The organism is Enterobacter cloacae complex sp. Mu1197, assembly GCF_040059225.1.
Classification (GTDB): Bacteria; Pseudomonadota; Gammaproteobacteria; order Enterobacterales; family Enterobacteriaceae; genus Enterobacter; species Enterobacter quasiroggenkampii.
In genome coordinates this window covers 975,585-998,232 of sequence record NZ_CP157375.1, presented here as the reverse complement: position 1 = coordinate 998,232, position 22,648 = coordinate 975,585, and the positions used below count along the sequence as shown (strand labels likewise).

General features: G+C 55.1%; 24 protein-coding genes. 6 read left to right on the top strand and 18 right to left on the bottom strand.

Annotated features, from left to right (window positions below; translation table 11 throughout):
• Nucleotides 1-98: 98 nt before the first annotated feature.
• On the bottom strand, nt 99-1,004 hold the full coding sequence (mak, locus tag ABFV38_RS04670; protein ID WP_348958647.1) for a fructokinase: 906 nt from the start codon (nt 1,002-1,004) through the stop codon (nt 99-101).
• Between the two features lie 123 nt (nt 1,005-1,127).
• On the opposite strand from mak, the gene rdgC reads away from it, so the two are divergent.
• Nucleotides 1,128-2,042 (top strand): recombination-associated protein RdgC, encoded by a 915-nt coding sequence (gene rdgC / locus ABFV38_RS04665; protein ID WP_023310540.1) that lies wholly within the window; start codon nt 1,128-1,130, stop codon nt 2,040-2,042.
• Between the two features lie 48 nt (nt 2,043-2,090).
• Here rdgC and ppnP read toward each other — a convergent pair whose 3' ends face one another.
• The 5 genes from ppnP to ABFV38_RS04640 form a co-directional block, all read right to left on the bottom strand.
• Nucleotides 2,091-2,378, bottom strand: a complete 288-nt coding sequence (gene ppnP / locus ABFV38_RS04660; protein WP_008503270.1) for a pyrimidine/purine nucleoside phosphorylase — start codon at nt 2,376-2,378, stop codon at nt 2,091-2,093.
• Nucleotides 2,379-2,449: 71 nt separating this feature from the next.
• Nucleotides 2,450-3,127, bottom strand: a complete 678-nt coding sequence (locus tag ABFV38_RS04655) for an AroM family protein (RefSeq protein WP_008503271.1) — start codon at nt 3,125-3,127, stop codon at nt 2,450-2,452.
• A gap of 237 nt (nt 3,128-3,364) precedes the next feature.
• Complete coding sequence (gene yaiA / locus ABFV38_RS04650) at nt 3,365-3,556, bottom strand: protein YaiA (protein WP_023334675.1); 192 nt, start codon at nt 3,554-3,556, stop codon at nt 3,365-3,367.
• A gap of 44 nt (nt 3,557-3,600) precedes the next feature.
• Nucleotides 3,601-4,125, bottom strand: a complete 525-nt coding sequence (aroL, locus tag ABFV38_RS04645) for a shikimate kinase AroL (protein WP_045909805.1) — start codon at nt 4,123-4,125, stop codon at nt 3,601-3,603.
• A gap of 144 nt (nt 4,126-4,269) precedes the next feature.
• The gene (locus ABFV38_RS04640) at nt 4,270-4,728 is read right to left on the bottom strand and encodes a YaiI/YqxD family protein (RefSeq protein ID WP_010428006.1); all 459 of its coding nucleotides are present in this window, start codon (nt 4,726-4,728) and stop codon (nt 4,270-4,272) included.
• Nucleotides 4,729-4,825: 97 nt separating this feature from the next.
• Between ABFV38_RS04640 and proC the strand changes: the two genes are divergently transcribed.
• A complete protein-coding gene (gene proC / locus ABFV38_RS04635) occupies nt 4,826-5,635 on the top strand; it encodes a pyrroline-5-carboxylate reductase (RefSeq protein WP_032656527.1) in 810 nt (269 codons plus the stop codon).
• A gap of 16 nt (nt 5,636-5,651) precedes the next feature.
• Here the strand turns inward: proC and adrA are convergent, their stop codons facing one another.
• The 6 genes from adrA to ABFV38_RS04605 form a co-directional block, all read right to left on the bottom strand.
• On the bottom strand, nt 5,652-6,755 hold the full coding sequence (adrA, locus tag ABFV38_RS04630) for a diguanylate cyclase AdrA (RefSeq protein ID WP_348958645.1): 1,104 nt from the start codon (nt 6,753-6,755) through the stop codon (nt 5,652-5,654).
• Nucleotides 6,756-6,857: 102 nt separating this feature from the next.
• Complete coding sequence (gene psiF / locus ABFV38_RS04625) at nt 6,858-7,178, bottom strand: phosphate starvation-inducible protein PsiF (protein ID WP_008503278.1); 321 nt, start codon at nt 7,176-7,178, stop codon at nt 6,858-6,860.
• 90 nt (nt 7,179-7,268) lie between these two features.
• Nucleotides 7,269-8,684 carry an alkaline phosphatase gene (phoA, locus tag ABFV38_RS04620; RefSeq protein WP_348958643.1) on the bottom strand — a complete coding sequence of 472 codons (1,416 nt, stop codon included), beginning with the start codon at nt 8,682-8,684 and terminating at the stop codon, nt 7,269-7,271.
• A gap of 99 nt (nt 8,685-8,783) precedes the next feature.
• Nucleotides 8,784-9,044: an anti-adapter protein IraP gene (gene iraP / locus ABFV38_RS04615; protein WP_023293178.1), complete on the bottom strand. Its 261-nt coding sequence runs from the start codon at nt 9,042-9,044 to the stop codon at nt 8,784-8,786.
• A gap of 209 nt (nt 9,045-9,253) precedes the next feature.
• Complete coding sequence (locus ABFV38_RS04610; RefSeq protein ID WP_348958641.1) at nt 9,254-10,468, bottom strand: multidrug efflux MFS transporter; 1,215 nt, start codon at nt 10,466-10,468, stop codon at nt 9,254-9,256.
• 168 nt (nt 10,469-10,636) lie between these two features.
• Complete coding sequence (locus ABFV38_RS04605; protein ID WP_032674240.1) at nt 10,637-11,320, bottom strand: extensin family protein; 684 nt, start codon at nt 11,318-11,320, stop codon at nt 10,637-10,639.
• A gap of 103 nt (nt 11,321-11,423) precedes the next feature.
• Between ABFV38_RS04605 and ddlA the strand changes: the two genes are divergently transcribed.
• Nucleotides 11,424-12,524 carry a D-alanine--D-alanine ligase gene (gene ddlA, locus ABFV38_RS04600; protein ID WP_348958639.1) on the top strand — a complete coding sequence of 367 codons (1,101 nt, stop codon included), beginning with the start codon at nt 11,424-11,426 and terminating at the stop codon, nt 12,522-12,524.
• On the opposite strand, the gene ABFV38_RS04595 is transcribed toward ddlA, so the two are convergent.
• Nucleotides 12,521-12,757 (bottom strand): DUF2754 domain-containing protein, encoded by a 237-nt coding sequence (locus ABFV38_RS04595; protein WP_032656524.1) that lies wholly within the window; start codon nt 12,755-12,757, stop codon nt 12,521-12,523. The two genes, ddlA and ABFV38_RS04595, sit on opposite strands and share 4 nt — an antisense overlap.
• 247 nt (nt 12,758-13,004) lie before the next feature.
• Here ABFV38_RS04595 and ABFV38_RS04590 point away from each other — a divergent pair, with 247 nt between their 5' ends.
• Nucleotides 13,005-13,304 carry a DUF2755 family protein gene (locus tag ABFV38_RS04590; RefSeq protein ID WP_008503287.1) on the top strand — a complete coding sequence of 100 codons (300 nt, stop codon included), beginning with the start codon at nt 13,005-13,007 and terminating at the stop codon, nt 13,302-13,304.
• Here the strand turns inward: ABFV38_RS04590 and ABFV38_RS04585 are convergent.
• From ABFV38_RS04585 to ABFV38_RS04575, 3 genes are all read right to left on the bottom strand, one after another.
• The gene (locus ABFV38_RS04585; protein WP_348958637.1) at nt 13,301-14,398 is read right to left on the bottom strand and encodes a DUF1615 domain-containing protein; all 1,098 of its coding nucleotides are present in this window, start codon (nt 14,396-14,398) and stop codon (nt 13,301-13,303) included. The two genes, ABFV38_RS04590 and ABFV38_RS04585, sit on opposite strands and share 4 nt — an antisense overlap.
• A 14-nt stretch (nt 14,399-14,412) precedes the next feature.
• Nucleotides 14,413-15,633 carry a peptide antibiotic transporter SbmA gene (sbmA, locus tag ABFV38_RS04580; protein WP_024906780.1) on the bottom strand — a complete coding sequence of 407 codons (1,221 nt, stop codon included), beginning with the start codon at nt 15,631-15,633 and terminating at the stop codon, nt 14,413-14,415.
• Between the two features lie 114 nt (nt 15,634-15,747).
• Nucleotides 15,748-16,281, bottom strand: a complete 534-nt coding sequence (locus ABFV38_RS04575) for an isochorismatase family protein (RefSeq protein ID WP_262811483.1) — start codon at nt 16,279-16,281, stop codon at nt 15,748-15,750.
• A gap of 204 nt (nt 16,282-16,485) precedes the next feature.
• On the opposite strand from ABFV38_RS04575, the gene ampH reads away from it, so the two are divergent.
• Nucleotides 16,486-17,646: a D-alanyl-D-alanine-carboxypeptidase/endopeptidase AmpH gene (ampH, locus tag ABFV38_RS04570; RefSeq protein ID WP_032638396.1), complete on the top strand. Its 1,161-nt coding sequence runs from the start codon at nt 16,486-16,488 to the stop codon at nt 17,644-17,646.
• Between the two features lie 2 nt (nt 17,647-17,648).
• Here ampH and ABFV38_RS04565 read toward each other — a convergent pair whose 3' ends face one another.
• A complete protein-coding gene (locus ABFV38_RS04565) occupies nt 17,649-18,272 on the bottom strand; it encodes a helix-turn-helix domain-containing protein (RefSeq protein WP_045909814.1) in 624 nt (207 codons plus the stop codon).
• 95 nt (nt 18,273-18,367) lie between these two features.
• The gene (locus tag ABFV38_RS04560; RefSeq protein WP_348958633.1) at nt 18,368-21,142 is read right to left on the bottom strand and encodes an autotransporter outer membrane beta-barrel domain-containing protein; all 2,775 of its coding nucleotides are present in this window, start codon (nt 21,140-21,142) and stop codon (nt 18,368-18,370) included.
• A gap of 453 nt (nt 21,143-21,595) precedes the next feature.
• Between ABFV38_RS04560 and hemB the strand changes: the two genes are divergently transcribed.
• Nucleotides 21,596-22,570: a porphobilinogen synthase gene (hemB, locus tag ABFV38_RS04555; protein ID WP_045909816.1), complete on the top strand. Its 975-nt coding sequence runs from the start codon at nt 21,596-21,598 to the stop codon at nt 22,568-22,570.
• Nucleotides 22,571-22,648 lie beyond the last annotated feature (78 nt).

Sequence of the window (22,648 nt, the reverse complement as noted above, 5' to 3'; positions counted from 1 at the left end):
ATGGGGGGATCGTGCGGTCTGATGCCCTCACCCTGGCCCTCTCCCACAGGGAGAGGGTACAAACATTAAAAACGGCAACGCAAGTTGCCGTTTTGCGTTTATTCGGGCCACAGCCACGCCGCGCCGCGCACGCCGCTGGAGTCCCCGTGCAGCGCTTTGCGGATCGGGGTTTCACACTCGCCGCCGAAGACCCACTGCTTCACCAGGTTCGGCACCGTGGCGTACAGCCGATCGACGTTGCTCATGCCGCCGCCGAGCACTATCACGTCAGGATCGAGAATATTCACCACGTGGGCCAGCGATTTCGCCAGCCGCATTTCGTAGCGGCTCAGCGCCAGCTCCGCCACCGGGTCCTGCGCTTCGACCAGACGCATGATCTCATTACCCTTGAGCGGCTGGCCGCTCAGGCGATGGTAGTCGGTCGCAAAACCGGTACCGGAGATAAACGTCTCAATACAGCCCTGTTTTCCGCAGTAGCACGGGACTTCAGTGCGGTATTTGAGTTCGTCTTCATCCATCCACGGCAGTGGGTTGTGTCCCCACTCGCCCGCCGTGCCGTTACCGCCGATATGGGCACGCCCGCCAAACGCCACGCCCGCGCCGCAGCCGGTACCGATGATCACCGCAAACACGGTCTGGGCACCGGCCGCCGCGCCGTCGATGGCCTCAGAGACGGCGAGGCAGTTGGCATCGTTGGCCAGACGCACTTCCCGGTTCAGGCGCGCGCTTAAATCTTTATCAAACGGCTGACCGTTGAGCCAGGTGGAGTTAGCATTTTTAACCACGCCGGTATACGGCGAGATCGACCCCGGGATCCCCATCCCGACGCTGCCGGTTTGTCCTGTGGCCTGCTCGGCCATCTCAACCAGCCTGGTAATGGTCTCAATAGTCTGGTGATAATCATCGCGCGGCGTAGGCAGACGGTGGCGGAACAGCTGTTCCCCCTGCTCGCTCAGTGCGATAACTTCTGTTTTGGTGCCGCCCAAATCAATGCCAATACGCACAAGACTCTCCTCATTATTTTGATTATCAACAGAGTAGAAGCACGCATCCCGATTAGCAATGCAAGCGATGCGACAATTCGTTATCATGCCCGCTGATTTAACGACAAGGCCGTGGAAATTATCATGCTGTGGTTCAAAAATTTGATGGTTTACCGTCTCAGCCGCGACGTTTCGCTGCGTGCAGAAGAGATGGAAAAACAGTTAGCCGCTTATACCTTTTCCCCTTGCGGTAGCCAGGATATGGCAAAAACCGGTTGGGTTCCGCCAATGGGTTCACAAAGCGATGCATTGACCCACGCCAGCAGCACGGGTCAAATCATCGTCTGCGCCCGTAAAGAAGAGAAGATTCTGCCCACGCCGGTGGTTAAGCAGGCGCTCGAGGCGAAAATTTTCAAGCTGGAAGCCGAGCAGGGCCGCAAGCTGAAAAAGACCGAAAAAGATTCGCTGAAAGACGAAGTGCTGCACTCTCTGCTGCCGCGCGCCTTCAGCCGCTTCAGCCAGACCATGATGTGGATCGACACCGTTAACGGGCTGATCATGGTGGACTGCGCCAGCGCAAAGAAAGCAGAAGATACGCTGGCCCTGCTGCGTAAGAGCATCGGCTCGTTACCGGTCGTTCCGCTGGCGCTGGAAACGCCAATTGAGTTAACGCTGACCGAATGGGTACGCAGCGGTGCTGCGGCACAGGGTTTCCAGATCCTTGATGAAGCCGAGCTGAAAGCCCTGCTGGAAGATGGCGGCGTGATCCGCGCGAAGAAGCAGGATCTGGTCAGCGACGAGATCGCCGTACACATTGAAGCGGGTAAAGTGGTCACCAAGCTGGCGCTCGACTGGCAGCAGCGCATCCAGTTCGTGATGTGCGACGATGGCTCCGTGAAGCGTCTGAAGTTCTGCGACGAGCTGCGCGATCAGAACGAAGATATCGACCGGGAAGATTACGCCCAGCGTTTTGACGCGGACTTCATCCTGATGACCGGCGAGCTGGCCGCGTTGATTCAGAATCTGGTGGAAGGTCTCGGCGGCGAAGCGCAGAGATAACGGGTAAAACGTAGGCCGGGTAAGCGTTAGCGCCACCCGGCTAATTTTTTATTTCAGGTAGCGGCACAGATAAGAGGTAGGCTCAGCCACCTGCAAATGAAATTCGCTGTGGCCAGGGACGTTGAAAACTTGCCCGGCAGCGTAAACTTTCCATTCCGTTTCACCCGGCAGCAGGACGTTCAGCGCGCCGCTGACCACCGTCATCTCTTCCGCTTCCGCCGTGCCAAAGGTGTATTCCCCTTCCGCCATTACGCCAACGCTGGCGCGGCCAGTGCTGCTGCTGGTAAAACCAATGGATTTCACTTTACCGGAAAAGTATTCGTTACTCTGAAGCATGAACTGGCCCTTATATTTTTAGATAAAAATTCACTATAGGGGCCATGCTCATCACCTGTCACGCAAAATCATTACATGAGCAGTTCCGAGGCCAGGCGAGCCATCAGAACGTTGGATAACAGCACCGGCACATCCAGCGCTTTTTGCAGCAAATCACGATGATGCTGGTGGAAACCCAGGCAGTCCAGAATCAGGACATCGGCCCCTCTTTCCAGCAGTTCCTTCCCGGCAGCAATGAGTTTGGCCTCACTGTCCCAGAACGGATTGGCCAGCGCGTACAAGGGCACTTTTTCCAGCACGTGCCATTTTGCCTCCTGGTTATCCATGAGCTCCTCAATGGGGACAATCACCCCCACCTGATGACCATCCACGATGGAGGCCACCAGCGGCGGAATGATGCGCATCGGTTCCAGCAGAATCGCATTGCGCGCCGTGAGCCCCTTAATGGGGGCCGTGCTCATCAGCAAAATAACGTCATAACCTTGATTATCGAGCACTTCTATTACGCCCTGCAGCGAGCGCTCGATTTTCTGGCGTGAAACATGCGCCAGTTTACCGTCACTTAATAACGTCGCCAGGGGATCCTCCCCCGCCTCGACAGCGTAGTCCTCCATGACCTCTTCCCGACTCATCTTCCCCAGCAGGCTCAGATGCGTTATCTGTTGTTCAGATACATGCTCGGTTAAGAGCGGTAACACTTCGCTTACAGGGACCACACCAATGGTGAGGATCGCCAACGTTGCCTTCATCTTTATCGCCTTCCATTACTCCAACATCGTGCACACAGGTACAGGCTCACTACGCTGCACAGTTCATTTTTTCAACAAAACAGCACCAAGCGTAGCAGGTGATCCCGACATCGAAATGTAAAGATCGCCTGCCGATACCAGAGTTACTTGTAATAACTAAATATTAACTCTTGCTTAACTTTCACGATGAGTAAAAAGTGTGATTCAGGCACGATCCTGGAGCGTTTAGGAAAACATTCAGGTTATGTCGGGATCTTCGTAGCGCCGTTTCGCATCCAGCGCTTCCTGTTCAGTCTCGTGTTCACTGATCAGCGAGTCCGGTTTTGGGTGATCGGCACGCAGTTGATACCAGGTCACGGTATGACCCGTATGGCCTTTTTCAACGGTAACAATGCGCGCTTCACGCGGATAGGGAGGTCTGGTTGGCATAGCTCATCCTTTTTTTATGTCTGAGCTATAAGTATAGACGCCGCTTAGCTGGCACAAGCCAAACGCAGGGCGGTAATAATCTGAATCACAACGTCTTCGGGAGAGGCTGACGCATCCACCACGTGGTGAGCCGCTTCGCGGTATAACGCATCGCGTTCCGCCAGCACTTCACTCACCTCTTCGTTCAGCGGCCTGGAGGTTAGCGCAGGGCGTTGCCCCTCTTCCGGAAAGGCTTCCAGACGCCCAACCAGGGCCGACACCGGCGCGCTGAGGTAAATCACAATCCCCTTTTCGCGCATAAACTGACGATTACACTCCGCCAGAACAATGCCACCCCCGGTCGCAATCACCGCAGACGGAGTGGTAACCGCTTTCAGCGTGGCCGTTTCGCGCGCGCGAAAGCTTTCCCATCCCTCTTGTTCAACAATCTCAGCGATGGTTTTTCCAGCCTCGGTTTGCAGCCAGTGGTCGGTATCCACAAACTGGCGATGACACACACGTGCCAGCTCAAGGCCAACGGTGGTTTTCCCACAGCCGCGGGGGCCAACTAAAAAGATGGGTTGGGTCATAGCCAGGTGTTCCCCTTGATGCCGGATGGCTGAAGAGTGTAAAGAAATAATTGCAGAAGATGTTGCGATTACTTTACTGCAAAGCGGTACGGGATGACAACCCTGTGGAGGCCACACTGTACCACAAATTGACAATAATTATCATTACGCTGTACGGCGCTTCACTTCCAGCAGCCATTTATCCAGTTCGGCAGCAAACTGCTGGCGATCGCGCTGTGACAGGCTATCCGGCCCACCGGTCTGCACGCCGCTGGCCCGCATCGTATCCATAAAATCGCGCATAGTGAGCTTCTCGCGAATGGTCGACGGCGAGTATCGCTCTCCGCGCGGATTGAGCGCCGCCGCCCCTTTCTCCAGCACTTCGGCAGCCAGCGGAATGTCCGCCGTGATCACCAGATCCTCCGCGCTGCACAGGCGGACAATTTCGTTATCCGCTACGTCAAACCCGGCCGGCACGCGTAAAGAGCGGATGAAGCGCGAAGGCGGTACGCGAATATTCTGGTTCGCCACCAGCGTCAGCGGCATCTGAACGCGCTCGGCGGCACGAAATAAAATCTCTTTAATCACATTCGGACACGCGTCCGCATCAACCCAAATCGCCATATTGTCTCCCCTTAATAACTCTGCCGACTATTGTCGCCTGCATTTCGTTGTTAAGCTATCAATCAGAGAAAACAACGCATAATGACGGAGAATCGTGATGGACAAGAAAATCGGGTTTATCGGCTGCGGTAACATGGGCAAAGCCATCCTGGGCGGTCTGATCGCCAGCGGGCAGGTGCTGCCGGGTCAGATTTGGGTCTATACCCCGTCACCGGACAAGGTCGCCGCGTTGCGCGATCAGTACGGGATCAACGCCGCAGAAAGCGCGCAGGAAGTGGCCCAGGTCGCCGATATCGTCTTTGGCGCCGTCAAACCGAACATCATGATCAAAGTGCTGAGCGACATCACCTCCAGCCTGAATAAAGAGACGCTGGTGGTGTCGATTGCCGCGGGCGTCACGCTCGATCAGCTGGCGCGCGCGCTGGGCCACGACCGCAAAATCGTCCGTGCGATGCCAAACACCCCTTCACTGGTCAACGCCGGCATGACCTCCGTCACGCCTAACGCCCTGGTGACCTCAGAAGACGTGGCGGATGTACTGAACATTTTCCGCTGCTTCGGTGAAGCAGAAGTGATTGCCGAATCGATGATCCATCCGGTAGTCGGCGTCAGTGGTTCTGCGCCTGCGTATGTCTTCATGTTTTTAGAAGCGATGGCCGATGCCGCCGTGCTTGGCGGAATGCCGCGCGCCCAGGCGTATAAGTTCGCCGCGCAGGCCGTCATGGGCTCCGCCAAAATGGTGCTGGAGACCGGCAAACACCCGGGTGAGCTGAAAGATATGGTTTGCTCCCCTGGCGGTACCACCATCGAAGCAGTGCGGGTGCTGGAAGAACGCGGATTCCGCTCGGCCGTCATTGAGGCCATGACAAAATGCATGGAAAAATCAGAGAAGCTGAGTAAATCCTGATTGCTTCAGTCGGGCGTCAGGCGGCCACTTCGGTGCGGCTGCGCCCGGCATTTTTCGCTCTGTACAGCGCCACGTCAGCCGCCTTTAGCCATTCCCGATAATGTCCAAACTGCGGCCCCCAGGGGGCAACGCCTACGCTGATGCGCAGCGCCTCTTTTGGCGCGCACGGTAGCGACAGCGTTTCCAGCCGCTCATGCACCCGGGACATCACGGCGATCGCGCTTTCCGCCGCGGTCTGCGACATAATCACCGCAAACTCATCCCCGCCAAACCGGCCGATGGCATCACCTGACCTAACCGACATCTGGAGCTGGCGCGTGATGGCAATGATCGCCTCATCCCCCACGGCGTGCCCCCAGGTATCATTGATATTTTTAAAGTGGTCGATATCAATCAGCAAAATCGTGGCGGTGCAGTGGTCACGGCGGCAATGCTCAAATTCCTTTCGCAGCAGCATTTCCCAGTGGCGTCGATTAAAGACCCCAGTCATGCCGTCGCGGGTGCTCATCATTTCCAGCCGCTGCTTGTGCTCAGCAAGCCTGACGGCGGTGCGGTGGCTGAGCCAGGCAAACAGCATGGGATAAAGCACCAGCACCGGCAGCGTTAAGCCCCACTCCACCGGGTCGGGGTTAAAGACGGCCACGCGGCCGACAAGCGGCAGCGTCACCAGCGCGGAGAGCAGGGTCAACAGGATCCCCGGAATAAACAGACGACAGCCCCCGGAGCCCATCATATTCATCCCTACCATCATCACCAGCGCCGCCGTGGGTAACGCACTCATCCCCATCACGCCGATCCAGAGCCCGGCAATGATGGCATCGATCTTAAGATTGAATACTTCCTGCTGATGAGGTGACGCGGCCCGGCAGGATAACTGCCAGGCGAAATGGGGCCATAAGAACGCCCAACCGACCAGTAAAAGCCACCAGCCGCCGGGTAAAAAATGGGTGACCAGCATTCCTGCAACCGGGAAAAACATCGCTGCCAGCCCCACGGCGCGCGCCAGCCGAACCCGCCGGGCAAACTGAATGCCGGCGCGGTGAGGGTCATCCTGAGAAAGGGTTAAATTCCACTCTTCCCGAATGCGCTTTTTGTTGTAATACGTTTCATCATTCATCATTTTTGGGAATATTCTGAAACATTTTCCCAAATTATAGAGAGGGGGTCTGCGGGGAAAGTATGAAATTTCGGGTGAGCCGCCGGAGCCGCTCACCCGTTCGAACTACACTTTTTTCTTCAGGCAGGCACTCATGAACTTGCTGCGGTCATCCCCTTTCAGAGACTGTTCGGTGGCCTTAGCATTACACTCGCGCATCTTTTGCTGCTGAGGCGTCAGGCTTTTTTCAGCTGGCTTCGAGGCGCCGTTTTTGAGGCAGTCGCTCATGTAGGTCTTGCGAGCATCGCCCTTCAGACTCTGAGACGTCGCCTGTTGATTACAGGTGGTCATACGCTGCTGCTGCGGCGTTAACGTTTTCTCCTCCGCGTTCGCCGAGGCGACCAGGAACAGGCCGGAGAGCAGAGTAACCAGTAATGTTGTTTTCATTGCACCATCCTTTTGTGAACATTCCCTGTAAGTCTGGTTCGTGACAGGAAAAAAACCACCCGGCAGATGTGATTTCCGCCGGGATTTTTATCATTTCAGACCCAGCGCCGCCTTCATGGTGTAGAACAGATCCGTTTGATCCGTCAGGCCTACCACGTTTGCCGCGTGCGGGCCGTAGGCGGCAATACGCAGCTGGGTGCCCGTGTGCTCCATGGATTCTTCTTCAGAGTTACCGTAGCTCATCACCATGACGGCACCATCTTTGGTGTTCAGCGCCTGCGTCAGGCCAGGGGCTTTGGTATCTGGCGGAATGATCTGGCTGGCGTGCGCGTGGTCCGCGGTGACGATCACCAGGGTGTTACCGTCTTTTTTCGCGAACGCGAGCGCCTTCTGCACCGCTTCGTCCAGATCGACGGTTTCGCCAATCTGACCGCACGGATTCGCCGCATGATCCTGCTTATCGATTGACGCGCCTTCTACCTGCAGGAAGAACCCTTTTTCGCTCTTGCTCAGCAGAGAGATCGCTTTATCGGTCATCGCCGCCAGCGTTGGTACGCTGTCCGTGCGTTTCGGGTTTGGCGTACAGGTCACCGCAGGTTTATCGATATTGCCGTGATACGAGGCTTTTGGACCTTCCCAGCGCACGGGCATGTTGCCGTCGGAGAACAGCCCCAGCAGCGGCTTGTCCTGGTTCGCCTCGCTTATCGCCGCCAGAGCATTTGCGTCACTCACCAACTGATAGCCGCGAGCCTGCGCCTGCTCGCGCAGCGTTTTGCCCTGCCATTCGCCCGCCGTCGCGGTTTCCGCGAAGGTTTTCGCGCCGCCGCCCAGCGTCACGTCAGGACGTGCGTTCAGCAGTTGTTCCGTAATCGAGCCTTTGCCGCCTTTTTCCAGGGCATTTGTAGGGCATTTTTCGCTGGTCACTGACGGGCCGTAGCACTTACGCGAGGTCACGTGTGCCACCAGCGCCGCAGGCGTCGCATCCTGAAGTTCAGCGGTGGAGACGTTGCCGGTCGCCAGGCCCGCCGCTTTTGCCATCTCCAGAAGGGTTTGATGATCGTGTTCGTGAATATCCACGCCCAGCGCACCATTATAGGTTTTCACGCCAGTGGACCACGCCGTGGCAGAGGCCGCGGAATCCGTTACGTAATCCGGTTTACCGGTTTTTTTATCCAGCGCGTAGTGGGTATATTGTCCGGTCAGCGGTAAGGCATCGATACCTTTAAAAAAGCCGCCCGCTCCCTCGGCATAATTTCGCGCCGCCGTGATTTCGGAATCGCCCATTCCATCGCCAATCAGCAGAATAATATTTTTTGCCGGCTTCTCATTCAGCGAAGCGCGAATAGCGGCGGTTTGATCTTCTGATAAACGGCGCGCGCCGCCAGGCTGGGTGATATCCCCTTTTGCCGCACGATTATCCAGCACGCTGGTTTGCGTCGTATCTGCATAAATGGCAGAGGTAATTAACAGGGGAAGTAATGCAATAAAAAGTGCGCTCTGTTTCAATTTATTTTCTCCATGTACAAATACATAAAAATAAAAACAGAGCGACTATAGGCATCCTGCATGACAATTCTATGACACGTCGTTACGTCCTGTGACGGTTTAGCTGCGCGGATGCCTTAACAGCTTCTTTACGTACTGGTGGAGCATCTCCGCATCCTCAACCGGTACCTGCGATTCAGGCCTGACGCTCTCCAGCGCGCCTTCCACGCTCTCAATCAACGCTTGCTGATCGGTTTTCGCCATTTGTCGCAGCAACGCGGTGACCACAATCTCAAGCGCTTCGACCTGAGCCACCAGCTCTTTTGACTCTTCTTCCTTTTGTGCCAGCTTGACCAGCAATTCAGCAATGAGGTTTTTCATCGTGCCAGTTCCTTTTCAGTTTTGTCTGACGTTATCACTCTGAATCCCTATTGCAAAGAGAAGAAATTAATTATGGTATGCAAAAGTGACACAGGAACAAAAATAAAGAGGTAGCGCCGTGAGCGAAACGTTTTTCTAAAAAAAGACGCCGCATTTTGTTATATAAAAATGCGGCTACCATAAGAATATATAATACATCTACTAAAGTGTTATCTCGCCGATTTGGCCTCCGCCATTTGTCTGCAGCGTCGCAGCGCAATAGCCAGCTGGATAATATTGATTAAAACAACAATCGCTGTCGCCGCAAATACCCAACGAAAACCGGCCATTGCGGAAACGGATGCGCCAATAAGCGGACCGGCAACATTCCCCAGATACATAAATGACTGGTTATATCCAAAAATTCGCCCCGTCACCTGGTCGCTGGAATATTTGACCAGCAGGGTCTGTACCGCAGGCAACATGGCGCCGTCAGCAAAGCCGAGCAGAAATCGCAATATGCCAAGCTGAAGCGGAGAAGTGACAAACGACATCGCGAAGAAGAGCACCACCGCAAAGATCAGCGTCGCCATCAGGATGCGCGCCGTGCCGATCCTGTCCCCCAGTTTACCCAGACGCGGCGCGGAAATCAGGGCGGATACGCCCGGCACGGCGGCAATCATGCCGCTCAGAAAAGCGATATTCGTGCTCTCCGGCTCCATCGACTTGATAAACAGCGCCAGAATCGGACCGACCGAACCGTTGCAGAGCTGGATCACCATGGTGGTCACAAACAGGCTGATCATCAGCCCCGGATAAGGCAGCGAGGCGAAAACGGCCTTGCCGCTGAGGCGTTCAGATTTACTGATAACCGGGCGGCCCCCTTCTTTAATCAGAAAGAGCGTGACCAGAAAACTGACCACCAGCAGGATCGCGGTGATAATAAATACCGCGCGCAGCCCGACGTGGTCCGCCAGAAAGCCCCCCAGCAGCGGCCCGCCGATGACGCCGCTTATCTGTGCCGTGGAGAGCGTACTCAGCGCCCAGCCGCTACGCTCGCGCGGCACCTGAGAGGCGACCAGCGCCATGGCGTTTGGAATATACCCGGACGTCAACCCCATCACCGCCCGCAGGAAAAACAGCTGCCAGACGTTGGTGGCGAAGGCCTGCAGCAGAATGGCAATCGCCATCCCGAGCGAGGCGCGCAGCAGCATCAGTTTACGGCCTTTTCGATCTGCCAGGCTGCCCCACATCGGTGACACAATGGCGGAGACCAGAAACGTGACGCTGAACGTCAGACCGGACCACATGGAAAGCGCTTCATGCGAGGTCACCCCCAGCTGCGACACGTACAGCGGCAGGAACGGTAAAATCTGGCTGATGGCCAGCCCGGTAAAGAAGCAACCGAACCAGACCGAGATAAGATTAACTTTCCAGGATTCCATAACGAAATAGTCTTCATTTTTAGGCGAATTCGCCGACAGATTAGCAAGTTACGCGTGTCAACGTCGCACCAGAGATGCGGCCCGACAGACTTTGGTGTTTTATCTTCCCAGTCATCATATTTGTGAAATAAGTCACAATTCATCCATTTTCTGGCGGAATATTATGCTTCACCGGCAGAGGCCAAAACCGCGCATTCCCAGATGAAAATGGTTAGCATGCGCCGCGTTATACTCCGGTCCCAGGCCGTTCCCGTAGTAGCCACAGCTCGCCGCCAGCATGGCCTTCAGCCAGGGCTGCGTTGTTGTCGCCTTCCAGCCATTCAGCACCGTGACGCGTTCACCGTTCGCCAGACGAAAAGCGGCAATATCCAGCGCCTCCGCCGTGGCATGTTCACTGCGGCGCGCGTCAGGGCGGTGATAAATATTGCGGCAGGCAAAGCTGCCAAGGTGGTCGATACGCGCGAGCTCGCTGCCCGTATAGCGTTTTGTCAGCGGCCGGGCCTGCTGGCTGATAAAGAGGGCTGAGCTGAGCGCCAGCGGACAGCTGGCAAGAAAGCTGCTGTTCAGGCCGACAGGGCCGAAGTCACGCACGCGCACGACGTTGTTAAGGGGACACGCGCCGCCGCTGTCCGCTACCGGCTGGGTGCGGATGAGATCGCGTTGGTTAGCCTGTAACAGCAGGCTCGCGCACGCCTCAGGGGTTAAACGCCGAAGCTTATACTGAGTGATTCGGCCTGGCGGATCGTCAAGCGTCAGCGGCGTGAAAGGGTTGTAGTAAGGCGGCAACCAGCGATAACCCAGCGTTGCGATGGTCAAAATGATAAATCCGGTCAGCAGCGTTTTTCCTCTCACTCTCCCCCCTCAACATTCCCCAAAACATTATGGCAGAAGGCCGCGAAACACGCCGGGCATCGTGGTATGTTATTGGCTTTTCGTCAGACTGGAAGAGAGTGAGATGGCTAAGCAGCGCGTAGGTATTGTCTTTGGGGGAAAATCAGCGGAGCACGAAGTGTCATTGCAATCGGCTAAAAATATCGTTGATGCGATCGATAAAAGCCGTTTCGACGTGGTGCTGCTGGGCATTGATAAACAGGGCCAGTGGCACGTTAACGATGCCAGCCAGTATCTGCTCAATGCTCACGATCCGGCACACATCGCCCTGAATCCTTCAGAAGTGAGCGTCGCCACCGTACCCGGCGTCGTGAAGGGGCAGCTTATCGACGCCGGCAATGCACAGGCTCTCGCCCAGATCGACGTCGTCTTCCCTATCGTTCACGGTACCCTGGGGGAAGATGGTTCCCTGCAGGGAATGCTGCGCATGGCCAACCTGCCGTTCGTCGGCTCGGATGTCCTCGGCTCTGCCGCCTGCATGGACAAAGACGTGACCAAACGCCTGCTGCGCGATGCCGGGCTGAATATTGCCCCGTTCGTTACGCTCACCCGCGCCAACCGCGACATACACACCTTCGCGCAAATTAGCGGAGAGCTGGGTCTGCCGCTGTTTGTGAAGCCTGCAAACCAGGGCTCCTCCGTGGGCGTCAGCAAAGTGACCAGCGAAGCTGAGTTCACGCAAGCCGTCCGCCTGGCGTTTGAGTTCGACCATAAAGTGGTGGTTGAGCAGGGCATCAAAGGCCGTGAAATTGAGTGCGCCGTGCTGGGCAACGATTTTCCACAGGCGAGCACCTGCGGCGAAGTGGTCTTAAACAGCGACTTCTACTCGTACGACACCAAATACATTGATGATAAAGGCGCGCAGGTTGTCGTGCCTGCGGATCTCGATCCGGCGGTTAACGATAAGATCCGGACGATCGCCATTCGCGCTTATCAGACGCTCGGCTGCTGCGGCATGGCGCGCGTGGATGTGTTCCTGACGGCGGAAAACGAGGTGGTGATCAATGAAATTAACACGCTGCCGGGGTTCACTAACATCAGCATGTATCCGAAGCTGTGGCAGGCGAGCGGCCTGAGCTACCCGGAATTGATCACCCGCCTGATCGAACTCGCGCTGGAGCGTCACGCCGCCGACAGCGCGCTTAAAAGTTCCGTAAACGGTTAATCGGCGCCCTTCGCCGACTCTGCCTCATCCGCTGTCGTCTCTTCAGGACGGCGGCGGATAATCAACCCCGCCAGCCAGAAACTGATAACCCAGGTCACCAGCCCGACGGCATAGGTTTGCCAGCCTTTTGCCTCAAACCCTAACAGGCCCACGACACCGTTAAGAATAAAGATCAGCCCGATAGCGAAGGCGTAGTAGTGCCAGTCACGGCGTAGTTTGGACGTGAGCTTCATAACAACTCCGGCAGGAAAAAAAGACATCCTCTCACAGTTTTACGACCAGGTCTGTGGCAGATACGGAAATTCTGAAACGCGACGCAATTTCACTTAAGTTAATAAATTGTGACGTGCTGCAGAAATCAACAATCCAGGAGGATTCCGTCGCGTAAATTACCACGATTCTGATATTGACAAATGCGATGACCTGTCAAACTCACCCTGTACGAAGCGTATTAACAGAGCGATTTATCCGGAGGTCATCATGGCTGACTTTACATTGTCGAAACCGATTTTTGGCGGAAAACCAAAAACCTCCACGGCGGGTAATATCGCGTATGCCCTGTTTGTCCTGTTCTGCTTCTGGGCTGGCTCGCAGCTGCTCAATATGCTGGTTCATGCGCCTGGCGTTTACGAACACCTGATGCAGGTGCAGGATAACGGACGCCCGCGAGTTGAGATTGGCTTTGGCGTCAGCACCCTGTTCGGCCTGATTCCCTTCCTCGCGGGATGTATGATTCTGGGCGTTGTGGCATTAGTGCTGCGCTTTCGCCGCCGCCGTTAAAGCCCCATACAGCGAGCCCGGCGATCGTCCACGCGTTTTGCGAACCACGCGGTGGTCAGGTTACGCGTGATCTTCGGGCTTTCCAGCTGAATACCCGGCAGGATAGCCCTCGGTAACGTTTTCCCGCTTTTCTGCTCTGCGAGCGCAAACACCTTCTTGTACAGATCCGTTTTCTCAAAGGCCAGGCTGTCGCCTTTCTCAAGCTGACGGCGAATGTCGCTGTTGCTTAAGCCAAGCGTTGTCGATAATTTCCGTACGGCAAGCTCGGTGCTTCCCGCCTCGCTGCTGCCGTAAGCGATGAGATCGCCATCCAGCGCGAGCTTAACGCCGCTTGCGCGGCTGACCGCACTCTGGAATGCCGCATTACGGCTGGCATACCAGCCAGCGTTAAAGTCGGCAAAGCGATACAGCGGCTCATCGTAGTTCGCCGGGTAGTTCAACAGGTGATACGTGCCGAACCACAGTCCGCCGCGCAGGGAGAAGACCTCCTGGCGCACCGTACCGTCGATTTTCCACGGATAGCCGTCGGTGTGTTTCTCCGCGAACGCGATGCTTACCTGCATTGGGCCACCGGTATGGACCGGGTTCAGTGAGCCAAACAGCTTCTGCCCCATTGGGACCATGCTGATGAAATCATCAAAGATGGCGCTAAGCTGTTTTTCGGTTTTCACCGTATCCAGCCGTTCGCTGTAGCTTTTACCGTTCGGCGAGGTGATTTTAAGCGCGGTATGCACGAGGAACACCGGGATATGCATGGACTCCGCGCGGCGGTCGATCTCTTTCCAGGCGATTTTATTCAGCCCCGGCACAGCCGGGTCTGACTGGTACATCGACTCCTGCTGTGCCACCGCCAGCACCGAACAGATGTTCTCCTCGGTCGGCGCGATCTTTTGGCTTTCAAAGGTTTTTGCCAGCGCGTTTGCCCACGCATTGCGATCTTTCACGCTGGCGGGCATTTTCTGCCGCACAACGCTCGCCACATCAACGGGCTTCTCGCCCTTTTTGAGCGGAGCGGCCCCCTTTTCGGCACAGCCTGCCAGCACAAAAGCGGCCAGAATGGTCAACGGTAATGCGCGCGGTACGGCAAAAGGCATAGCAACGTCCTGTATTAGCTAAATGTGTTAGTGACTTCCTGCAGGTCACGATCGTCCAGCTCGCGTTCAAAGCTGCGCAGACGTTTGTAGATGGACATCAGTTCCACCAGCGTGGTCCAGGAGCTGATCAGGTACTGGAACGACCCACGAACCTGACCGAAAACGTTGGTGATCTGCGTCATCAGACCAAGCGTAATCGTACCCGCAACAATGGACGGAAACAGCAGGAACAAACCGAAAACGTTATCCACCTGCAGATACAAAATACGCGCAATGTTGAAATACATGTAGTGGAAATAGAGTCGGAAGTAGTTACGACGTACGGCGCCAAACAGCTCGCGGACGGTTGGCGGCGAAGCGCGGTTGGCATCATCTTCACCGTAAACCAGCTCTTTACGGTAAGCGGCTTCGACGCGTTGATTTTTAAACTCCAGACCCGGCAGTTTGATCCCCACCACCGCCAGCAGCCCCGTCCCCATCAGCGACCAGACAATCGCGGCAATCACCAGACCATACGGAAGATGACCGACAATAGGCAGATCCGGCACGTGCGCAGAGAGCGTCACCAGCACCGGCAGGAAGGCAATCAGCGTCATGATGGCGTTGATAAAGCTGACGCCCATGTCTTCAAGCGTGGAGGCAAAACGCATGGTGTCTTCCTGCACACGCTGCGCGGCACCTTCGATATGACGCAGGTGCTGCCAGTGCGCCATATAATGTTCGTTCATCGCGGTACGCCAGCGGAAAACGTAGTGGCTGACGAAGAAGTTGTTCATCACGCCGATGATAACCGCAATCAGGGCGATGCCGAGGAAGACGCCAACTTCATGGTAGAACTGGTTGATGGTCACCTTATGCGGCGAGCTCAGCGCGGTCTGGATCAGATCGTAGAACGGCGCATACCAGGCGTTCACAGCCACGCCCACCTCCACGAGGAACCAGGTCACAAAGATAATCAGCGATGTGCCGAGGATCGACCAGTACTGCCAGCGGTGCGGAGAATAGACAAACCAGAACAAGGCAAACAGCCCTACGCACACCGTGTAGTAGGCGTAAAACAGCAGGTAGCTCAGCGACCAGAAGCGCGCTGCGCTAATCGGCACCTCGCCTGTCGCCCCCGTGATGCGCGTCAGCCATGCGCCGCCGCCCGCCTGCCAGAAAATGACAGCGATCAGTGCCCAAATAAATGCCGACAGGAAAAAAGGCCCCGGCTTTGGGAAAAAAGACTTAAACATAATGCTTCCTTCTTGTTGTTATGGCTGTTGCTGTGTACAACACGTCACCACACGAAAACCTGCCCGAGCCAGCCTCCCGGCTCCGGCAAAAAGGTCAGACCCGATCGTTAATTATTAGTTCGCTTTCCAGTTTTCAAGAATTGTTTCGGTGCGTTTCACTGCGAGAGGATTCGCCGGCGCAATGAAGTTACGCCAGACGTCGTTGTGATGGTTAATCAGAATCTGTGCTTCAGCAGCCGGGCGGTTGGATGTGGTATGGGCATCTTCCGCCACGGTGATGTGATAACCCCGGCTAACGCCGTTCTTGATCGTCGCATCGACGCAGTAATCGGTGGCGCAGCCGCAGATGACAAACTCGTGAATGCCCTGCTCCCGCAGCAGCGTCTCAAGCCCGGTGTTGTAGAAGGCATCACAGGCCGTTTTGGTCACGTAAAGCGCGTCGGCAGGCTGATGGAGTTCAGGCAGTAACGCAAACCCTGCACTCCCCTCTTCCAGCCCTCCGGCCTCGGTGTGCTGTATAAAAATCACCGTGTCGGCTGCCTGCGTAAGCTGGTTGATCAGAGAGACACACTTTTCGCGCTGATGACGAGGGGTTTCAAACACCCCGTTCTGCATATCGACAACCATAACTACACGCTTCTCAGACATACCGTTCTCCGTAAGATTGAGTGACACTGGTGCCTATCATAAGCCCGATGTCACAAAATGGGAGATGGCTCGCAAGTAAATTGTTCATATTTACCCATGGTTACGTTTTTCTCGCTATCGTTATGCAATTCGGGGCATTGCACGGTACCGATTAGTAGTATAAATACCCATTACTTTCCTCATTCACTTCATGGATGCTTTTCGTTGAAACGTTGTCTGCTCTCTTTTGCCGCGCTGTGTGCGGTGAGCTTCTCTACCGCCCAGGCAGCCCAACCGCTGACGGCTCCCGTTTTAGCTTCAGATATTGCCGATCGCTACGCGAACCTTATCTATTACGGCAGCGGCGCGACCGGAATGGCGATGGTCGTCATCGACGGAAACCAGCGCGTATTCCGTAGCTTTGGCGAAACGCGCCCGGGAAATAACATTCATCCGCAGCTGGATTCCGTCATCCGCATCGCATCCTTAACCAAGCTCATGACCAGCGAAATGCTGGTGAAACTGCTCGACCAGGGCGTGGTGAAGCTCGACGATCCGCTCAGCAAATACGCGCCGCCAGGTGCCCGGGTCCCCACGTATCAGGGGACCCCGATCCGGCTTGTGAACCTTGCTACCCACACCAGCGCCCTGCCGCGTGAGCAGCCAGGTGGAGCGGCGCATCGTGACGTGTTTGTCTGGCCAACGCGCGACCAGCGCTGGAGCTATCTGAGTACCGCCACGCTGAAAGCAGCACCGGGCTCGCAGGCCTCTTATTCAAACCTGGCGTTCGACCTGCTGGCGGATGCCCTCTCAACGGCGGCTGGCAAACCCTACACGCAGCTGTTTGAAGAGCAGATCACCCGTCCGCTCGGCATGAAAGACACCACGTTTACCCCGTCCCCGGACCAGTGTCGTCGCCTGATGGTGGCGGAGAAAGGTGCCAGCCCCTGTAATAACACGCTGGCGGCCGTGGGCAGCGGCGGGGTTTACTCCACGCCTGGCGACATGATGCGCTGGATGCAGCAGTTCCTTTCCTCGGATTTCTACTCGCGCAGCAGCCAGGCCGATCGTATGCAGACCCTGATTTATCAGCGTACTCAGCTGCATCGGGTCATCGGAATGGACGTACCGGGTAAAGCCGATGCGCTCGGCATGGGCTGGGTCTATATGGCACCGAAAAATGGCCGTCCGGGTATTATTCAGAAAACCGGCGGCGGTGGCGGGTTCATCACCTATATGGCCATGATCCCCCAGTCAAACGTGGGCGCGTTTGTGGTGGTGACCCGCTCCCCGCATACGCGTTTCGTCAATATGAGTGACGGTATTAATAACCTGGTGGCAGAACTGAGCGCCAATAAAGCCCAGGTGCTTACCGCGTCCAACTGATATTAATATTCCGTGGGCAAGCGGTTGATGCTGACCAGCTTGCCCCGGCTCATATTGATATAGTTTCCCTGTCGCAGGGCGGCCAGAACTTCGGCAACAACAGAACGTGAAATGCGTGTGCTTTGCTGAATATGATTCATCACACCGATTTTTGAACGCAGCGTTTCATCCCACTCGGCCATATTTAACAGCATCGCGCGGATCTGGTGATAGGAGTTATTGCCCACCAGCTGCATATCGCGTTTTTCAAGAATGTAATTTATCCAGGATAACCAGCAGAAGGCCTCTTTCCACAGGGAATACTGCTGGATCTGTTGACGGGTAGTTTCCGTGGATAAATAAAAACCGGTACAGGCCGTTTTAGCCATCACTCTGTATTCCTGAGAGTGATTAATGACCACCGTAGACAGACCGAAAATAAAAGGTGCCGTCGCAATCCCCACCAGCAACTCATCGGAAGGGCGATAGACCTCAATAACGCCAGTTTGTAATACGATCGTTCGAGGCTCAATTGATTCGCCTGACGTAATTAATTGTTGAGGAGCACATGTAAAAGGGGTACTGGCTGCTATTAACCCCTGTTCGAGCCGGCGTAATTCAGAAAGTGGTTTCGCATTAACGTTCATGCAGACCTCAAGTCATCCGTATTTGTCGGTTCAATATTATTTTTATTGCTTCTGTAAAAAGCGGGGGAAGATAACCCCTCCCCCGCTTTTATTCATTACCAGGTATATTTCACACCCAGGTTTGCGCCCCAGTTCTGGTCAACGTCACCGCCGCCCAGATAAGTGGCATCCGTGTAAGCGCTGAAGTTCTTCGTGAAGCTGAACTGGGTGCCCAGCCCAACACGAACAGCGGATCCTTTCACGCCGTTATCAATGCTGTCACCGTTAATATCGGCATTGTTATCGGCGTCGTCATAGACCCAGGCCAGTTTGAAGTAAGGCGTCAGAGCCTGATCGCCGCCGTAGTTGAAGGTATAACCCGTATCAACACCAAGTTCATAACGCAGGCTATCGTAAGATTGTCCATCAACGCGCATGTCATTGCTCAGACGATAGTCATCACCAGACTGGAACAGACCCGATACGGCTGCGTATGGGGTAACGTAGCCAGAGAGGTTTGGTTTCCAGTCATAGCCCAGCTTCAGCCCAAAACCAACAGCGTCACTGGTGGTATTGCCGTCAACATACTGGCCGTTGCTCATGTTAGCGGAAAGATCGCTGTTGAAGCGGGTGTAGCTCAGGGAGCTGTCGAGGAAGAGATCGTTCGTAAACTTCGCTGACGCGTAGATCATCGCCGTCTGGCTATCCTGATCGACCTGACCGGTACGATCGCTGATATCTCCCTTCGCGAAACCTGCCGCCCCACCGACGACCCACTTCGCGTTATTACCGTCAATCTGGGTATCCAGACCCACCATAATACCGCTCACGTCCTGATCGTAGCTGATAACGCCATTGTCACCGTCGAAATTGCCGCCGAAGTAGCTCACCCACGCTCCGCCATTATCCGCCAGGCCGTGACGGCTGTTGGTCAGACGCGCACCTACGGTATCCTGCTGCAGATTCCAGATATTGGTATTGGCAGAAGGAATGCTCAGCGCCATATTGGCGTAGTCGGTCAGCGCTTTCTGCTGGAGGACAACGGTGTCACCCTGCTGCTGCGCCTGGTAGGTATAGGCCCCTAAATCGGCTCTGTTTGCAGCAGTAAAGCTGGCTGCAGTATCCGCATTATTGTCATAGATGCGGACGATCTCTTTGTTTTTGTAATCAGCAACGGAACCCGCTCCGGTCGCGTCATCGATACGGACCTGATAGTTACCGGCGACGTCACCGTTCACCGCCAGATGGCCGTCAGAGTTAATGGCCACTACGCCGTAGTCATAATCAGCGCTGCGCTTATCGTTAGTGATATAGCGTGCGTTGTTCAGATCGCTGTTCAGCACGTAATCACGGCTGGCAACGTTCAGCACGCCGCCATCGGTCAGTACCATATTGTGCGTATCAACCTGACCCAGCCCCAGCGCCAGCTCTGCACCGTTATCCACGGTGATGGTGTTGGCATAGAGCTCGGCCGTTTCTTCCGTCAGCGCCGCACGGCTATCGCTGTCCAGATACAGATGGTCGGTAGCCACGCCGCCGCTGTCGCCGATATTCAATGAGGACGCATTGGTCAGAGTGATGGCATCCGCCAGCAGGCCTGAGTTTTCAACGTTGACCTGAGACTGGTTGTTGACCGTCAGGGTGTCGATGTTAGACACCTTACGGGTATCCCACTCGGAGCCGTTGTCCAGCGCGATGTTAAACAGACCGCTCTGATACACCGCTTCGCCCGCAACATGTCCGTTGTCGTCATAGGTGGAGTCCGGCCAAATGCTGTTAGGGGACAGAGCGTTCCAGTCTACGTTGCTGTAACCCTGGCCATACATCTGCGCCGTGCCGATAGCCTCGACGCTGGACTGTGCTGCGCCGACCCATTTGCTGCCGTTGGTAAGCGTCACATCCAGCTTATCGGTGCCATCCCAGCCGTTGGTGGTTGGGTTATAGATGCCGTCTTCGGTGGTATCGGTTGCCGGATCGCCGTTCGGGTAGAAGTTGTTGTCGAAGGTGCTGGAGAACAGAATATCGCCAGTAACGGTGGAATGATCGAACGTGGCGGTGGTTTGCATCGCGTTATCAGACGCGCTGGCGGCCACAATCAGCGCCGCATCGTCTGCCGCTGTCGCGCTGGTTTCACCATAGTCGCTCGGCTTCGCGGTTTGACCGTAGAATCCGCTAGTACCTAAATCGCTGTACGCACCGGAAGTCAGTACCGAATCTTTCACCAGTAGCGTGTCGGTAAAGACGTTGCTGCTGTTGGCTACGCCTTCAACGCCGTCGTATGGCGTATTATCCAGCTCCTGGTACCCCTGCGTCAGGGTAATCCCCGCGACGTGAGAATTATTCTGGATAACAATATCCGATTCCACATCCAGGGTAATCGCATTACCCAGATCGTACGTATCCAGATAGTGTCTTTCCGTATTTTCCCCATTCACGACATCATACGCATAATGCTCGTACGTATCGTTAAGGGTGGAATTATCAACGGTCAGGCTAAAACGATCGTATTGCGTATGATGGGTGCCATCAGCATCCACGCCATCAGCACACGTGGTGGTCATACACTCAGAAGTAATCATGCCGTTAATGGTGCTATTGGAAATACTCAACGCATTCGCCCGGCCATTGATGCCATCATCCAGGTAGTACGTTGAAATAACACCATTCACGGTGGCTTTATTAATCGCGGGATAAATATCACCATCATGGATGGCATCCGAGTAATCCCAGTCGGCATAACCATAATACCAGGGGGTGGACGCTGTATTATCGTATCCGAAGGTATTATATGTCGTACCGGAAATATCCTTCGCATTGGCCTGAGAAGCGATAGCCAGGGTGCAGGCTAATGCAAGTTGAGATACAACGAGTTTCTTTTTCCATGTTTGCATTGGGTCATCCCTCCTCAGGGACGTAAGCAAGTTTGTCCATCAATGAATTTGCAATATTTAATTGCGGAGGGAATTATGCAGTTTCATTTCGAAAAGGTTCAATGAATGTTTCCATTAAGTCCGTATTCAGACAAAAAACACATTCAGACCACAAACCATAAGGCGTCATAAAATAAATATTATAAAAACAGAATGTTAATACACGGCTAAACCAATCGGAAAAACACACCGGAAAATAATAAATCATTTTTAATTATGCATTCATTTCCATATAGAAATAACACGAATATTTCATTCTCCTCTCAGCGTTATACTGACCTGCATTATATATTATTTATGACAGGCAAACTCACCTGCCGCATTTCACAAAAGCAAAATGCCCACTTTAGTAAAACACCCGTCTTCACTTTGATGTACACTAGCCCTCTTTGTTCCACAAACATCAGGCATACCATGACCGATTTAATTGCACGCCCACGCCGCCTGCGCAAGTCACCTGCACTGCGCGCTATGTTTGAAGAGACAACCCTGAGCTTAAACGATCTGGTGTTGCCGATTTTTGTTGAAGAAGAGATCGATGACTACAAGGCCATCGAAGCCATGCCGGGCGTCATGCGCATTCCGGAGAAATATCTGGCGCGTGAGATCGAACGTATCGCCAACGCGGGGATCCGCTCGGTGATGACCTTCGGCATCTCCCACCATACTGACGCGACCGGCAGCGACGCGTGGAAAGAAGATGGCCTCGTCGCCCGCATGTCACGCATCTGCAAAGAAACCGTGCCGGAAATGGTGGTGATGTCTGACACCTGCTTCTGTGAATACACCTCGCACGGCCACTGCGGCGTACTGTGCGATCACGGCGTGGATAACGATGCTACCCTGCTTAACCTCGGCAAGCAGGCTGTTGTCGCGGCCGCGGCAGGCGCAGATTTCATCGCACCTTCTGCCGCGATGGACGGACAGGTTCAGGCGATTCGTCAGGCCCTGGACGCGGCCGGTTTCACCGACACCGCCATCATGTCCTACTCCACCAAATTTGCCTCCTCCTTCTACGGCCCGTTCCGTGAAGCAGCCGGTACGGCGCTGAAAGGCGATCGTAAAACCTATCAGATGAACCCGCTGAACCGCCGCGAAGCGATTCGTGAATCCCTGCTCGATGAAGCCCAGGGCGCAGACTGCCTGATGGTAAAACCGGCTGGCGCGTACCTGGATATCCTGCGCGACATCCGCGAGCGCACCGAGCTGCCGCTGGGCGCTTATCAGGTGAGCGGTGAGTACGCGATGATCAAATTCGCCGCCCTGGCGGGTGCCATTGATGAAGAGAAAGTGATCCTGGAAAGCCTGGGGGCGATCAAACGCGCGGGCGCGGATCTGATCTTCAGCTACTTCGCGCTGGACCTGGCCGAGAAGAAAATTCTGCGTTAATCCGCTTTAGCGCCGGGTGGCGGCTTCGCCTTACCCGGCCTACGCTCTGCTCAAATCTTCACCCAACTGCAATACAAC